This is a genomic window from Selenomonas ruminantium subsp. lactilytica TAM6421, from assembly GCF_000284095.1.
Lineage (GTDB): Bacteria > Bacillota > Negativicutes > Selenomonadales > Selenomonadaceae > Selenomonas_A > Selenomonas_A lactilytica.
In genome coordinates, this window is record NC_017074.1 from 20702 (window position 1) to 35182 (window position 14481).

Below are 14481 nucleotides of genomic sequence, written 5' to 3' on the forward strand. Positions count from 1 at the left end.
GTTTTCAAAAGCTAGTGAATATCTACCTAGTAGCTATCAGACCTATTAAGTTAATAGCCTATTAGGTAGATACAATACCTAGCATATACAGCATTAACTCTCTACTATATATAGGAGTGAACAACAATATGGAAAATATGGAATCCAAAAGAGTCTTCTACGGCACTTATGGCCAAATGTGGCTCGACGGCGAGCTGCTTGGTGAAGTTGAAGAGCTGAAAGCTACCGTAAAACTCGACAAGATTGAAGTAAAAATGTCCCGCCACTTGGGCAAATGTTATAAGTCTGTTGGCTGGACTGGCTCTGGCTCATTCAAACTGCATAAGGTATCCAGCTTCATGATTGAAAAGCTTGCCCCTCATATGAAGGAAGGTAAGCAGGTTCTCGTTACTATCGTCAGCAAAATGTCCGATCCTGACGCCATTGGGACGGAGCGTGTAGTTCTTCGTAACTGCCAAATTGATAGTGTCGACCTCATTAACTGGAAACTGGGTGCACTGTCCGAGGAAAGCTATAACTTCACCTTTGAAGACTACGACATTCTCGAAAGCGCAGACGCTTAACTGAAAAACGGAAAAGGGCCGGGCTCTTCCGGCCTCCTAATTACTTCTTTTTGACTATTTCTGAAAGGACTTGAAAACATTATGTCTACAATGATTGACAAATTGCTCGCAGCAGACGCAAAGAAAATTACCGAACTCCAGACTCGCAAATACGAGGTAAAACGCCTGACAGAGGCGCTGGGAGAAAAGTTTGAGCTGACGCTTCGGGCTATTCCCGCACAGCGCTATGCAGAAATCCAGAGTGACGCCGTGGATATGAAAGGCGGCAAAATCGGCAACGTTGACCTGTACAAAATGCAGATTGAAACCTTGGCTGCTGGCATTATTGATCCAGATATCAAGAATAAAGAACTGCTCAAACACTTCGGCGCAGTAACCCCGCATGACCTGATTGCTACACTGCTTAATCCGGCTGAGATTACCGAAGCAGCAGGCGTGGTTAGCGAGCTCTGCGGTTTCAAGGCCCAGAAAGACGTTGACGAAGAAGTAAAAAACTGATTGAAGGAGACGGGACGACGCAGCTGGAATACTACGCATTCCGTCTCCATAACATTATGCCTGGTGAGTTCTACCGCATGGGTATGGGGGAGCGGCAGGTTACGCTTGCCTTTATGAAATACGAGCTACAACAACGCCAGGAAGAATATGAAAAACAACAACGGGAGGCGCAGCAATAATTGGCAACAGTAATCGACGCTGTACTGCGTCTGCGTGACCAAATGTCTGCACAGCTTGAGCATGTACGAAACGAGCTGCAGCAGACCGAACGAGTAACACAACGAATGAGCCGTTCTGTTCGCAGTGTTGGCTCTTCATTGAAGAGTATGGGCGAAACCCTTGCTCCGATTGGCGCCGCAGCTGTAGCCGCAGGCACTGGTGCAGCCATGGCATTCAGCCAGTTTGAGGACGGCGCCGCAAAAGTACAGGCCAAGTTAGACCAGACCGATTGGGGCAAAATGCCTGAACTGAAAAAGCAGGCATTGGAACTTTCAAAAGAATACCGACAAAGCGCAACGGAAATCGAAAAGATCCAGGAAGGGTTGGCTTCAGCCGGCCTTAGCGCGAATGATACATTGACAGCCACCGAAGGTGTACTACAAGGCGTTGACGCCAGTGGAGCTCAGGCAGAAGTTGTTGTTTCGCTCGCAACCAACACCTTAATGGCTTTTGGTTTGCAAGCCAAGGACCTTGGCGGCGTTATGGATCAGTTAGTCGTGACCGCCAATGCGACGGACACGTCCATGGACCTTATGGCAGAAACTTTGAAATACTGCTCGTCAGCTGCGCATATGGCGGGTGTTGATCTTTCAGAAGTCAACACGGCGGCAGGTTTATTGGCAAATGTTGGTCAGACGGGGAGTCAGGCAGGCACAGGCATTAAAGATATGCTGACACGCTTGCAGCTGCCAGCACACATTGAAGAGCTGAAACAGCTGGGTGTCAATGTAATCGACAATAACGGCAAATTCGTTGGTTTGCGCAACACAATAGCGCAGTTAGCTCCAGTATTCAACAAAATGACTGACTCTGAAAAAGCGGCGGCGGCCCATAGTATATTCGGGGACGTGGCTAGTCCGGCTGCCATTGCGCTGTTACAACAGGGTGTAGATAAATTCGACCAGTTGCATAATCAGATAAAGAATTCGTCAGGAGCTGCCGAAAAAGCTGCTGAAGTCCTGAATAACACTTTGGCAGCAAAGCTCGACAAGCTGAAGAATAACGCGTTTGCTGCAGGCGTTGCCCTTGGTGAACAGCTGGCGCCATATATTGAGCAGGCAGCTGCTTTCCTTGGCAATCTCGCAAAATCTCTCAGCGCACTGACTCCAGAGCAAACAAAACTGATTATTGTCATTGCAGGCATTATAACGGCTATCAGCGGACTGCTGGTGGTTGGTGGTTCAGCCATTATCTTCTTCAGCTCTTTTGTTTCCAGTGTCACTGCACTGGCAGCAGCTGTTGCGGCAGCTGGCGGACCTTTAGCGTTCATTACAACAGGCCTTGCCGCGTTCAAAGGTGCCATTATAGGCGTAGGCAGGGCGCTCATGACATTATTCATGAATCCTGTTGCGGCAGCCATTGCGGCAGTCATGCTCTTCGCTTTTGCTGCATATGAGGTATATACCCATTGGGACGGAATAAAGGAATATTTCAGTGGCCTTTGGGAAGGCATAAAAGCCGGCGTCATGAATAATGTTGAATACATTAGCAACTGCTGGGAATCCATAAAAAGCAGCGTTGCGAACAACATTGCTTATCTTGGCAACTGCTGGAACAGTGTAAAACAGGGTGCGTTCGACGCATGGAACGGAATCAAAGCCGCAGCAATTCAGGCTATTACGGCTATTGTTGGTGAAGACCGGCTGAAAAAACTGATTACCAACTGGAACGCTCTTAAAAAGGCGGTTACGGAATTAGTTACTGAAATCCGGAACGAAGTAAGCCAAAAGTTCAATGCGCTTGTTGGCGCTATAGCAGAGCCTGTCAGCAAGGCAGCTAAAGAAGTATCGGAACGCTTCAACAGTATAAAAAAGGCTGTATCCGATTGGGCTGGCGGCGTATATAAAGCGGTATCGGAGGCTTTTTCGAAAGCAAAAGGATCTGCCAATAACGAGTTGGCGTATATAGGCAAGGTCGTTACAAAGGTATTCCAGAGTATAGTTTCCTTCCTGAAGAGCACCGGTTCAGCGGTTTTGAATGCCATAACGACACCATACAAAGTGGCATTCACTATCCTCAAAGGTTTATTCTCCGCATGGCTTGGAACGGTCGTCGCAGTATTCACGACTATTGTTAGAACGGGCGTGGATATCCTCAGCGACCTTCTTGCTTTCCTGACTAACGTCTTTACTGGTAACTGGGCTGCAGCCTGGGAAGCTGTTAGCAATATCTTCAGCGACGTCTTCCACGGCATTGAAGAAGTTTGCACTGACGTCATGAATGGTATCAAGGCTGCTATAAATGCCGTTATCGACGGTATCAACAGTATCTCGGTGGATATCCCTGACTGGGTTCCTCAGTTCGGCGGGCAGCATTTTTCCGTCAATGTCCCACACCTCTATACAGGTACGGAAAACTGGCCCGGCGGCGTGGCCATGATACATGATAAAGGTGCTGAAATCGTCGACCTTCCGCAGGGAACGCGGGTAATTCCGCACGACCAGTCTATGCAGATTATGTATCAAAACGGTATGGCAGACGCTTTAAATAAAGCAGTTAAGCCGCTCCGTAACATTGGCAGCCATATTGTCAATGTGGTTACGACGAAAAATACAATGTCGAAGATACTGCAGGATAATCATTCAGAGCCGGTGATTACAAATAACTCTGCAGATAACCGTCAATTTATATCAAATACAACTGCTATGACTCAACAGCTGCCGCAGCAAGAATCCAACAATGTCAACATTACCATTCCGAAACTGGCAGACTCCATTGTCGTCAGGGAAGAATCAGACATTGACCGTATCGCAAACGAGCTGGTATTCAAACTGAAGAGTCACGCAATCAATTCCATGGGAGGAGCGCTCGTATGAGCCTCCTCTTTTTAACTATAGGAGGTTTTCTCTATGAGTCTATTCGGTAATGTGCTTGGAGGCCTGGCAAAGAAAGCCGCCAGCAAAGCACTTTCTGATTTTCTGGGCGCAGGTTCGGACGCACTGATAACACTTGGCTGTAATGGTTCAACGCTAGTCTTGCCAGTTGATCCTGAAGTGTTTATGTGCCGGGTTGCGCAGAAAAACAGCATTATCAACATAAATAACAGCGGCGAATATAACATGATTGGCAAAACAGGACTGAAAGAAATCAGTATCAGTTCCTTTTTCCCTGCTCAGGATTATCAGTTCAACAATCCTGGCGCCTCCACAGATCCTTATTCATATGTCAACCAGATTGAGGGGTGGCGCACAAGCGGGAATATCTGCCAGATAAATGTATCAGGCACCCCTATCCAGTTTAACTGCCTGATTGAGTCTTTTGGCTATGGTGAAAGAGACGGATCGGGCGACGTGTATTACTCCCTGCAACTGAAGGAGTACCGTGAAATAGAACCGTCGAAAGGCACCGACGCTTTGACCGGTCTTAAGAAGAAGCCAAAGATATCCTTCCTGCAGAGGGCCGGCGCAAACTTTGCAAAAGCCGTAATCCAAGGCAAAAGCCCCATGAAAGCACTGACTGGCGCAATAAGCGCAGGAGGACTTACGGGAAAGCAGGCCGGATACCTAAAAGCATTTGAGGCTGTTACGAAAAAAGGCGGCGTAAAAGCGGGCGACATTATCGACTGTGCTTCCGGCTACATAAAAGTCAACGGTAAATCCATTGGAAAGGGGTAAGTATAATTGTTTAAACTCATGAATAAAACGACAGGAATTGATCTTTCCCCTTATGTTATCAGCTATGACTGGAGCGGCAGTTTAGAACAGGCTGGCAGGAAGCTGTCGTTTTCCATAGCGTATACCACAACAGATAAGCAATGGCAGAACGTTAAAATTGACCTGGGTGACAAAGTGGAATTCAGTTATAGTCCAGACAATGCGCCAGGAACAGAATTCAAGCTGTTTGCCGGCAGAGTATTCATGCAGGACCGTAAGAGCCGTTCTACCTCCATGGAATTCGTAGCCTATGACAATCTGATTTATCTCAGCAAAAGCCATATGACCTGCAAGTTTGACCACCCTGTCCGGGACATTATAACCAGTGTCTGCAATAACCTGGGCGTTACTCCTGGGGACTTATCCTGCAAAGACCTCGACCAGAAATACAAGGAAATTGAGGACAATAAGGCCGGGAGTGAGATTATAGCCGACGCGTTGAAATCCGTTACAGCTACAACCCATAAAAGATATCATGTCTTCATGCATGTCGACCAAAAGACCGGCGAACAAAAACTGGACGTCGTTGCAGCTGGCAACGTAATAGAAGACTTTGTTCTTAACGACGCCCATAATGTCACGAGTGCCAGCCATTCCGCCAGCATTGAGGATATGTGCAATCAGGTCCTGATAGTCGACAAGGACGGCAATGATACCCATGCCAGCGTAAAAAATGAAGCCGATATAAAGAAGTATGGACTGCTTCAGCAGGTGTACAAGGTAGACGACAAGGTTGCTACACAGCAGGGTGCCGCAGCATTGCTTAAAAAGGTGTCGGAGCATAGTTCATTGGAAGCTGTTGGCAATATACAGTGCATTTCCGGCTATTCCGTCACTGTACAGGAGGAACAGATTAAGGGAACTTTCCTGATAACGTCCGACAGCCACAAAATCCAGAACAATGTTCACACTATGAGTCTGACGCTTGACTATCTGGAGCCTACCAACGCAGCTGCTACCGCTACAGTAGACGGGAATATGAATACAACTAACAATACTGGAATGAACAACATTCAGGCTGGTATTGAGGCTGGATACCAAGCCTGGGCAGGCAAAACCATGGACAATGGTACGGCAGGCTGCGCCGAAGCGGTTGGCAAGGTTGGCAGCTGGTATTCGCCGTTTTTGAAAAAAGAGTGCCAGAACGGAGTATGTTATGTTCCAACTATGGTCAAAGACGCTGGCGCAAACTGTATCCCGTTTGACTGCTCAAAGGTTGAAGCCGGGGACGTTATTGTATACGGTGACGACGACCATGTTGTTATTGCAGCTGGTCCTGACGGAAGTTATGTCGGCAATTCCAGCAGCCAGAACTGTGTAGTTAAAGGCGGATCGTTCTATGAAATGGGTGGCCTTTACCCGACTAAGATAATTAAAACCAGCCATATGTAAGCATTGGGCGTTACGACAGGCGCCGACGTATTATATATATTGAGACTACGAGTTATGAAAGGAGGACGTCAATGCACGAAAATCCATACGACACAATACTTGGACTTATGACGAATGCGGCACAATGCAATCAGTCTCCAGGTATTGAAATTGGCACAATTCTTGCTTCTCCTCCGAATATAAAAGTGTCCTATAAGGGCATAATTCTTGAATCCGAAGAGCTATATATTTCAGAATATCTGCTGACCGATTATATGAGAACAGCAAAAGGGCATATAGTAAGCGCCACGCAAAACCGTGGAGGCGGCGGTGGTTATGCAGAATATGAAAGCCATAACCATGACATTGACAACGACTACACTGATACGGTCATTACGACGGACACATTGAAGCCTGGCGACAAAGTAAGCATTATGCCATTTCGTCCGGAAGGCGGCTCTCAACAGTATATTATTCTCGACAAAATAGTTCGGCCGGACAGGAGGAAGTTTTAATGAGCAATCCATTTGTTGCAGGAATACAACCCGCAAAAATAGATAGTACGCAAGATAACCTGCCACTGCTGCAGGAATTCGCCTGGGATATGGAGCATGACACATTTTGTTATGACAGCCGTGGCCGCCATTATATTGTCACAGAAAATGAGGCGCTGAAAATCTGGATATATAAGTGCCTTAAAACAGAAAGATACCGTTATGAAGCTTACCGCCACGGCATTTATGACGCAGACGGTGACTACGGTATTGAACTAGAAGAATATATCGGCACACACCCGAATAACGAGAAAACTGCTGCTGAAATCTGCCAGATTATCCGCGAATCCTTAGCTATTAATCCATATATTGTAAAGATAAATTCTATAGACATTACAGAACGCAAGGGTGACAAACTTGCTCTGCTTATCAATCTTACGTCAATTTATGGCGAGCTTATTCAGGAGGTGAAAATATAACATGAGTTTTAAAATGCAGGAAAAAGACCAAATTCAGAAACGTATGGTCAAAGAACTGGAAAAGGTCAACGATAAGGCTACTATGGAAGGTGCTTTTGGCCGCGACGTTATAAACGCTTCTTCTGTTGAGTTTACCAACGCTTATGCTGAAATGAGCCTTATGTTGCAGGCTGCATTTGCTGACACTTCCTGGGGCAACTACCTGACCATGATAGCCGCTCAGTTTGGGGTAATCCGTAAGCTACCGACGCAGGCAGTTGGTGCGGTTACAATCCAAGGGCAGGCAAATAGTTATGTCCCTGTCCGCACCATTTTCGACACAAAAGACGGCAGTGTTCAATATGAAACGCGCCAGGCTGTAACACTTGACGCAAAAGGGACTGCTACAGTTGCGGTTGACTGCCGCGTTCCTGGCGAAATTGGAAACGTTGCGGCTGGAGCTATCTGTCATATTCCTTTCAGTATTCCTGGTATCCAATCAGTCAAAAACGAAAACGCTACCCATGACGGATATGCGGGTGAAAATGACGAACAGCTGTTAAAACGTTATCTGGAGTTTGTTCGGAAGCCGAGCACCAGCGGAAACGCTAATCATTATAGGCGCTGGGCTTTAGAGACTGCTGGCGTAGGTGACGTAAAAGTCGTCCCGCTCGCTTATGGGCCTGGCAGCGTAAAGGTCATTATTGTAGATCCGCAAAAGAATGCAGCCAGCGCAGACTTGCTGAAAAAATGCAAGGAACATATTGAACAGGAGCGTCCGGTCGGCGCTTCAGTCACTGTTACAACTCCTTCCTATTTTGTTATCAATGTATCGGTTACGGTTGATCCGGCCAATGCCAATGACGACTATAAAACGGCTATAAAGAACGCTATCAATAAGTATTTTGTCGAGCAGAGTTTTCAGAGCGACCATGTAAGTATTGCGCAGGTTGGCGCCGCCATGCTGAACACTGGTATGGTGCTTGACTATTCCGGGCTTACGCTGAACGGAAAAGCGGAAAACATTACACTGACAGTCGACCAGCTGCCGAGACTGGGAACATTGGAGGTTAAGGCCAGAACATGAGTAAGGAGCAAGAAATAGAAGAAACAAAACTCCGCAAAGTACACAATCTCGGCGCCGAATTTATTCGCCAGGGAAGGGTGGATATCAGCGAATATCTTCCCAGTTTCCTGCAGAAAGACGAAGAATTCAAAGCAACATGTGACGCAGAAAGCTTTGAACATGAAAAGGTACTAGCCGGCATAAAAGACGTTTTCAATCAGCTGTTTGTTGAGACGGCAACTTGGGGACTAACTATGTACGAACGAATCCTCGATCTTCACCCAGCTCCGGACGCAACATATGAGTACCGGCGCGCGCAAATTCTTATCCATATGCAGGCAGCAAAAGTCAGTACCGTTGAGGTTATGAACGCCATTGTAAATACATATGGCAGCGGATACATTGTCGAGCAATCTGAACGGTATTATTTTGAGGTTTTCTGCTCCTGCAACGATAAAGCGGCACTCAAAGCAATGAAAGAAGACATTTTAACGTATAAGCCCGCTCATTTGGGAATTTCCATTTATTTAGGCTATTCCTGGGACGGGCAGATAACATTCGACGGTACATACTCATTCGATACAACGCAAAAAGACTGGAGTGACGAAGTTTAATGAGTACAACGGTAAACAAAAAATGGGAATCCACATTCCCGACCACTATTGGAAATCAGACGCGGCCGGATAAAGGCGTTGACGACACTCTGTCTTTTGAGACTGGCGCATTTCCGCAGTTTATGAGCACAGATCCGGTTCGCTATGACAAGCAGAATGCGGCCATGAGTCAAGCAATGAGTAACGACGCCCGACTCAACGAGAAAATAAATAATTCCAATGCCGAACTGGATAAGCATAAAAAAGATCCTGCCGCTCATACTGCTGGAATCGGCGGTAATGCGGCCACGGCAACAAAGCTAAAAGAAAAAAAAGCACTGCGGTTGTCTGGAAAGGCCAAAGGCGAGGCAGAATTTGACGGTTCTGCGGACGCCAACATAAGCGTAACCGACGTAACTGCTGACCGCTGCACCGGCAACTCCGCCACGGCTACGCAAACGACCGCTACCGCCGCGAACGGAGGAGCAGCCGACCTTGTTAAAGGCAGTATGGCTGGTGGTGACAGCTTCCGCATTCGCGTTGGCGGAAAGGACGACAATAGCTGGGCTGAAATTGCCACAGGAGACAATGGCAACGAGACCATTACTGTAGCACAATACAGCGGCGCATTTGCTACGAAAGTCAAAGAAGCTACACTGTTGGACGGAGCCGGAAACACCGCATTTCCTGGCAGGGTGAGCGCTTCAAATGGTTTCAAAGGCCACCTTTATGACAAGGCAGATACGGCAGGACGCGCGGACGTTGCAACAACAGCAGACAGACCAACCGGTTTTACTGGATCAGACGCTGGCGAATGGGGCAACACTGTAGGCACTCATGTAGCTGGCTGGAGCACTAAAAACGGTGGTTCTATTGACTTCCGCGAAAACGGCAGCCAGGTCAACATGAAGGTTGACGGCGTTATGTACCAGCGCGAAGGAGCGCGTTTGGTTATCGACGACAGCACTGTCAACAATTATGCTCCGACGAAAACTGGCGGCGGTGCTTCCGGAACTTGGGGAATAAGCGTAACAGGAAATGCCGCAACAGCAACGAATGCCGGACATTTGAGTGACTTCAATGGCGGACATGTTGTAAATGTTGCGGATAAGGCAGCAGACGCGTGGGCCAGCCTTGGCAGTTCAAATTCAGGTTGGTGGCTTAAGAGCATACATACCAATGCAAACACTCCAGCTTGGCTTTCTAATAACTATTCAGCCGGCATTGCGTTTGGCGGATCAGATACAAAAGGCGTAATCAGTACAGCTTACAACGGCCCAAGAGTTAAATTTGCAGGCGGCAATGGCACCAAACCGGTTTGGTGGTACGGTCTCAATGGTACAAGCGGTAAGACATACGACCTGAACAATATGCCGTCTTCCTGGAATAATGTTGCGGGCAAACCGGCCACTTTTGCGCCTTCGCCACATAACCATGACAGTTCATATCCTTCTACGACTGGAGCTAGAGCCAGCGGCACTTGGGGCATTAATATAACAGGCAACGCCGGTTATTCTGCTCACAGTGGCAAGGTAGACAATGACAACGCACAAATGCGGTTCCATTGGGACGGTTCAAAAGGCAACCAGCCAACCTGGGTATGGGGAAGTAACGACTCAAGTAATGCGTATGTCTTTAACCCAAAAAATTTCAGCGTGAACTACTCAAACAGCGCGGGAAATTCTGACAAACTGGACGGTTATCATGAAAATAGCTTCCTGCGCTACCGTGACGCTCAGGGCAATGGTGTTGGAACATTATGGAGCCAAATAGGTATTCGTCAGTACAGTAACGGACGACCAGACGGTTTGGGCGAAGGATATAACTACGGCGCGGTCGTTTCACTGCCCGGCAAGGACTCCCGCCTTGATCTTTGGTACAATAGCCAGAGCAGCAGCAACGGTGACGGACTTTACTACCGCAGCGGGTGGGGATCAGGTAAGAAGGGCTGGCGGCGTATTCTCGACAGTGGCAACTTCAACAACTGGGCGCCGACCAAGACTGGCGGTGGAGCCAGCGGAACTTGGAAAATCAATGTCACTGGTTCAGCTGGCAGCGTAGCGTGGAACAACGTCACGGGTAAACCGGGCTGGACCACAGACTCAACTAAAGCTGCAAAAACGGGGTGGACGCGACTCCCTGGCAACTTGATTATGCAGTGGGGCGTCGTCAGCGGTAAAGGTACGCTGACTATCACATACCCCATTGAATTCACAACTTTCGCGGTGCCTGTCATGAATGGTACTGCTGACGGAACATGGGATAACGACGACCAAAACCCGGCAATCATAAAACAGTCTTTGACAGGCTTTACGGCTAATTCGTCTCTTTCAAACCAAGCCACTATCAACTGGATAGCTATCGGTAAGTAAATTAGGATCGTGATTGATATAAGCATAATAATAAGTACAGCAGTTTTGCAGGGCTACGACCAGAACAGCGGCATTATTGAAATCTACGGACTCAACTACTAATGGAGGTATTCAACATGACTCAGGAAGAAATTGATTATATGAACGATCCATTCGTGCAGAAGGCAGGCGAGGCTATCGCCCCCTCTTATTTTGAGCTTGTATTCAGGTTTAAGTGCCAGCCTTTTGAATCCGTGCCTGTTTACTGGCGCAAACAGGTTCGCGACTACTACGAGGCGCATAAACATGAATTGTATGACTACAGCCCGGCCACGGATTATTTTAACCCTATCCTGCCGGACGAAGCACCTGCTGACGTAGAAAAGAAAAAAAACGAGGACAACGGCAATGAGTGACAGGGAACTGCACGACGTCGTTGTACAACAGTTAAACAGTATGAGCGCATGGCAGCATGACACCACCGAACTGCTGCGCTCAATGTCAGAGCGGCTGGCTCGTCTTGAGAATAGTGTCGACAATCTGGAGAAGCGCCGGGAAGCAGACGACGGCAAGCTGACAGAACTGGAAGCTCTTAAAAATCAGGGCATTGGTGCCAAAGGAGTAGTTGCAGCGATTGTTGCAGCTATTCCTGGCATTGTTGCTCTACTGAAACTGTCTTTGTGAGGAAGTAAAAATGAAAGCGATTATGTATATTCTTCAAAACTGGACGCTTACTCATACTTTTGTACTGGCTTTTCTTGCCGGCTGGTTCGCCAATGGTTTTGGCGCAGGCCTAGATCTCACGGCCCTGGCCACAGCTTACGGCGTAGCTGCTGGCGTCAATGTTACAAAGTACGGCATTGCGTCCACATTGAATTCAAAACCTGGAGAAAAGCCAGAGGTGAAGTAAATGGTAGATCTGGAAAATCCATTCCGAGACGGCAGACCTGGCAAGGACGGCAAGGACGGCCTGTCAGCTTATGACATAGCAGTAAAGCATGGGTATGTCGGCACAGAAGAAGAATGGTTGGCCAGTCTGCATGGCAGGGACGGGCGTGACGGTTTAAGCGTTCAAGGGCCAGCAGGCGTTCAAGGGCCGCAGGGTGAAAATGGCTTATCCGCTTATGAGCTTGACTGTCAGGAAGGTTTTGTTGGTACAAGGCAGGAATGGCTGCAGAGCTTAAAGACACAAGGAAAAAAGCTGCCAGAGCTGCAACAGGACATACTCAATATGGCCTTACCTGCCACTGCGGAGAAAAAGTTTCTCACAGGCGCGCAGGACGTAATCGGCGCAGTCAATGAAACAAAAAGCTCAACGCAGGCAGCAGTACAAACACAAACCGCTATAACAAACATGCTGACCATTCAACTCGCCCAGCTCAATGCTAAGGTGAAAATGATAGAACAGCAACTGAAGAAGTAAAAAGGGAGAATTATTCATGAAAGTATTTTTGAATCCAGGACATGATAGAACTTATGACTCCGGCGCTTGTCACTGGAGCGGCACACGCGAGGCAGACATTGCCTGGCTGATCGGCTGCAAAGTACAGGAGTATCTGGAAGCTGCCGGCGTAGAAACAATGATTATGCAGAGCGACAACCTTTGCGGCTGGGACTGTGACCGCGAGGATCGCCCCAAGGCTGTATGCAAGACTTCTGATAACTGGGAGGCCGATCTCTTCGTATCAATTCACTGCAACGCATTCAACCAAGAAGCCAAAGGTACAGAAGTGGAGTATATTTCCGCCGCTGGCGCAAAGGCTGCCCAGTGCATTCAGGATCAGATTGTGGACGCACTTGGCACTGTAGACCGCGGCATAAAAGTTCGTCGCGATCTCATGGTTCTAAAGCATACGGACGCCGTAGCTGTGCTGGTCGAATGTGCATTCATTGATAACGACGAAGATCATGAAAAACTGGTTAACCGTACGGACGAATTCGCCGCAGTTATTGCACGAGGCATTACGGATTACGAACTGACTCTGTAAATATAGAAAGCCCCCATGCGCGCGCATGGGGGAATTTTTTACCAAGGTATATTGTTCGCTTTTTTAAACCCTTCTTGGTATATGTGAAACAGAGTAAGGGCGATAAATTGACCAACAGTATTAGGTTTCACCAATTGCCAGTCTTTGTCAGAAGTAGTTTTAACATAACGACCATTTTTATCATAAACAGCCACTGCTTCATTTTTCAAAAATATACTGTCTACACTTCCATACCAAACCGCAAGGTTAATGAGTTCATAATCTCCGTCCGCTTTCACATTTTTCAATTTCACGCGAAGTTCCTTCTTGTCCCATTTCCCGGTATTGCGGTCAACATAGAACTTTGAATATTCATTTGAAAACAACGGGCACCAATCCGCAGCAGAACAGTGGGAAAGCGGCAAAAACAACGAGAACAGCAACGTAACAACTACAAATACTTTTTTCATAAAGACCTCCAGCAAAAATGACATGACTCATTCCATATTAGCAGTATTTCATGGCCATGTCCATTTTTCTGGGCGAAATGTTGAGGGCCGACGTATTATTCAGGAATTTTGTTATCTCTTTTGAAATGTCCTTGGTATAATTCAAACAGCTTAAAGGCGAGAACTTGACCTGCCGTATTCGGCTTCACCTCAATCCAATTGTCGTCCGAGAAGTGGAGAATATAACGGCCATTTTTGTCATAAACAAACACTGTACTGTTTTGCAAATATATCTCATTTCCACTTTCGTATCTGGCAATGAGGTTAATGAGCGAGTATTCGCCGTTTGCTTTCACAACTTTTAATCCTACATGGAGGTCCATTCCGTCCCATATTCCACTGCTACGGTCAACATAAACGGTTTTCTTATCGTCAGACAGTATCCAGTACCAATCCGCAGCAGAACAGTGGGAAAGCGGCAAAAACAACGAGAACAGCAACGTAACAACTACAAATACTTTTTTCATATAGACCTCCAGAAAATGACATGACTCATTCCATATTAGCAGTATTTCATGGCCATGTCCACAATTCTGGGCGAAATGTTTGGTCCCGACGTATTATATATAGTGAGAATGCCATAACCTTTTCCTCCTTATTTATATGAAACCACCCTGCTCAGGGGTGGTTTTTGTTTTGTCCGCAGCTTCCCTTCTATCGCAAGTTGTTGTATAATAGCTACTAGGTTTAATAGGTTAATAGGCTAATAGGTAGATACACATAAGGGGAGGGCAACAGA

17 protein-coding genes are annotated in these 14481 nt (G+C 47.2%); 15 read left to right on the forward strand and 2 right to left on the reverse strand.

The genetic code is table 11. The annotated features are described in order from the left end of the window. Positions 1 to 128: 128 nt before the first annotated feature. From SELR_RS17470 to SELR_RS17540, 15 genes are all read left to right on the forward strand, one after another. Positions 129 to 563: a phage tail tube protein gene (locus SELR_RS17470; protein WP_014426221.1), complete on the forward strand. Its 435-nt coding sequence runs from the start codon at positions 129 to 131 to the stop codon at positions 561 to 563. Positions 564 to 644: 81 nt separating this feature from the next. After that, positions 645 to 1061, forward strand: a complete 417-nt coding sequence (locus tag SELR_RS17475; protein WP_014426222.1) for a phage tail assembly chaperone — start codon at positions 645 to 647, stop codon at positions 1059 to 1061. A 179-nt stretch (positions 1062 to 1240) separates the two neighbouring features. Continuing rightward, positions 1241 to 4096: a phage tail tape measure protein gene (locus SELR_RS17480; RefSeq protein ID WP_014426224.1), complete on the forward strand. Its 2856-nt coding sequence runs from the start codon at positions 1241 to 1243 to the stop codon at positions 4094 to 4096. A gap of 33 nt (positions 4097 to 4129) precedes the next feature. Beyond that, a complete protein-coding gene (locus SELR_RS18095) occupies positions 4130 to 4894 on the forward strand; it encodes a hypothetical protein (protein WP_014426225.1) in 765 nt (254 codons plus the stop codon). A 6-nt stretch (positions 4895 to 4900) separates the two neighbouring features. Continuing rightward, positions 4901 to 6325 (forward strand): XkdQ/YqbQ family protein, encoded by a 1425-nt coding sequence (locus tag SELR_RS17490; RefSeq protein ID WP_014426226.1) that lies wholly within the window; start codon positions 4901 to 4903, stop codon positions 6323 to 6325. Between the two features lie 71 nt (positions 6326 to 6396). Continuing rightward, positions 6397 to 6819, forward strand: coding sequence for a DUF2577 domain-containing protein (locus tag SELR_RS17495; protein ID WP_014426227.1), 423 nt, complete (start codon positions 6397 to 6399; stop codon positions 6817 to 6819). Further along, entirely contained in the window at positions 6819 to 7277 is a 459-nt protein-coding gene (locus SELR_RS17500) for a DUF2634 domain-containing protein (RefSeq protein ID WP_014426228.1), read from the forward strand. The genes SELR_RS17495 and SELR_RS17500 overlap by 1 nt, the downstream gene beginning before the upstream one ends. A gap of 1 nt (position 7278) precedes the next feature. Beyond that, complete coding sequence (locus tag SELR_RS17505; protein WP_014426229.1) at positions 7279 to 8343, forward strand: baseplate J/gp47 family protein; 1065 nt, start codon at positions 7279 to 7281, stop codon at positions 8341 to 8343. Further along, positions 8340 to 8936 (forward strand): putative phage tail protein, encoded by a 597-nt coding sequence (locus SELR_RS17510; RefSeq protein WP_014426230.1) that lies wholly within the window; start codon positions 8340 to 8342, stop codon positions 8934 to 8936. Before SELR_RS17505 ends, SELR_RS17510 begins: the two co-directional genes overlap by 4 nt. Continuing rightward, the gene (locus SELR_RS18100) at positions 8936 to 11287 is read left to right on the forward strand and encodes a gp53-like domain-containing protein (RefSeq protein WP_014426231.1); all 2352 of its coding nucleotides are present in this window, start codon (positions 8936 to 8938) and stop codon (positions 11285 to 11287) included. Before SELR_RS17510 ends, SELR_RS18100 begins: the two co-directional genes overlap by 1 nt. Positions 11288 to 11403: 116 nt before the next feature. After that, entirely contained in the window at positions 11404 to 11682 is a 279-nt protein-coding gene (locus SELR_RS17520) for a hypothetical protein (protein ID WP_014426232.1), read from the forward strand. Continuing rightward, positions 11675 to 11950 (forward strand): hypothetical protein, encoded by a 276-nt coding sequence (locus SELR_RS17525; protein ID WP_014426233.1) that lies wholly within the window; start codon positions 11675 to 11677, stop codon positions 11948 to 11950. Before SELR_RS17520 ends, SELR_RS17525 begins: the two co-directional genes overlap by 8 nt. A 10-nt stretch (positions 11951 to 11960) precedes the next feature. Further along, positions 11961 to 12176, forward strand: coding sequence for a hypothetical protein (locus SELR_RS17530; protein ID WP_014426234.1), 216 nt, complete (start codon positions 11961 to 11963; stop codon positions 12174 to 12176). Further along, on the forward strand, positions 12177 to 12689 hold the full coding sequence (locus tag SELR_RS19185) for a hypothetical protein (RefSeq protein WP_014426235.1): 513 nt from the start codon (positions 12177 to 12179) through the stop codon (positions 12687 to 12689). Between the two features lie 16 nt (positions 12690 to 12705). Next, entirely contained in the window at positions 12706 to 13254 is a 549-nt protein-coding gene (locus SELR_RS17540; protein ID WP_014426236.1) for an N-acetylmuramoyl-L-alanine amidase family protein, read from the forward strand. A 38-nt stretch (positions 13255 to 13292) separates the two neighbouring features. Here SELR_RS17540 and SELR_RS17545 read toward each other — a convergent pair whose 3' ends face one another. Beyond that, positions 13293 to 13703 carry a hypothetical protein gene (locus SELR_RS17545; protein ID WP_014426237.1) on the reverse strand — a complete coding sequence of 137 codons (411 nt, stop codon included), beginning with the start codon at positions 13701 to 13703 and terminating at the stop codon, positions 13293 to 13295. 95 nt (positions 13704 to 13798) lie between these two features. Continuing rightward, complete coding sequence (locus SELR_RS17550; protein WP_014426238.1) at positions 13799 to 14209, reverse strand: hypothetical protein; 411 nt, start codon at positions 14207 to 14209, stop codon at positions 13799 to 13801. Between the last annotated feature and the right edge of the window lie 272 nt (positions 14210 to 14481).

What these genes read in the sequence shown, in the direction of transcription:
- SELR_RS17475 (WP_014426222.1), top strand. Translation starts at nt 645, where the DNA reads ATGTCTACAATGATTGACAAATTGCTCGCAGCAGACGCAAAGAAAATT.
- SELR_RS17505 (WP_014426229.1), top strand. Translation starts at nt 7,279, where the DNA reads ATGAGTTTTAAAATGCAGGAAAAAGACCAAATTCAGAAACGTATGGTC.
- SELR_RS17520 (WP_014426232.1), top strand. Translation starts at nt 11,404, where the DNA reads ATGACTCAGGAAGAAATTGATTATATGAACGATCCATTCGTGCAGAAG.
- SELR_RS17525 (WP_014426233.1), top strand. Translation starts at nt 11,675, where the DNA reads ATGAGTGACAGGGAACTGCACGACGTCGTTGTACAACAGTTAAACAGT.
- SELR_RS17540 (WP_014426236.1), top strand. Translation starts at nt 12,706, where the DNA reads ATGAAAGTATTTTTGAATCCAGGACATGATAGAACTTATGACTCCGGC.
- SELR_RS19185 (WP_014426235.1), top strand. Translation starts at nt 12,177, where the DNA reads ATGGTAGATCTGGAAAATCCATTCCGAGACGGCAGACCTGGCAAGGAC.
- SELR_RS17545 (WP_014426237.1), bottom strand. Translation starts at nt 13,703, where the DNA reads ATGAAAAAAGTATTTGTAGTTGTTACGTTGCTGTTCTCGTTGTTTTTG.
- SELR_RS17500 (WP_014426228.1), top strand. Translation starts at nt 6,819, where the DNA reads ATGAGCAATCCATTTGTTGCAGGAATACAACCCGCAAAAATAGATAGT.
- SELR_RS17495 (WP_014426227.1), top strand. Translation starts at nt 6,397, where the DNA reads ATGCACGAAAATCCATACGACACAATACTTGGACTTATGACGAATGCG.
- SELR_RS17510 (WP_014426230.1), top strand. Translation starts at nt 8,340, where the DNA reads ATGAGTAAGGAGCAAGAAATAGAAGAAACAAAACTCCGCAAAGTACAC.
- SELR_RS17470 (WP_014426221.1), top strand. Translation starts at nt 129, where the DNA reads ATGGAAAATATGGAATCCAAAAGAGTCTTCTACGGCACTTATGGCCAA.
- SELR_RS17550 (WP_014426238.1), bottom strand. Translation starts at nt 14,209, where the DNA reads ATGAAAAAAGTATTTGTAGTTGTTACGTTGCTGTTCTCGTTGTTTTTG.
- SELR_RS17530 (WP_014426234.1), top strand. Translation starts at nt 11,961, where the DNA reads ATGAAAGCGATTATGTATATTCTTCAAAACTGGACGCTTACTCATACT.
- SELR_RS18100 (WP_014426231.1), top strand. Translation starts at nt 8,936, where the DNA reads ATGAGTACAACGGTAAACAAAAAATGGGAATCCACATTCCCGACCACT.
- SELR_RS18095 (WP_014426225.1), top strand. Translation starts at nt 4,130, where the DNA reads ATGAGTCTATTCGGTAATGTGCTTGGAGGCCTGGCAAAGAAAGCCGCC.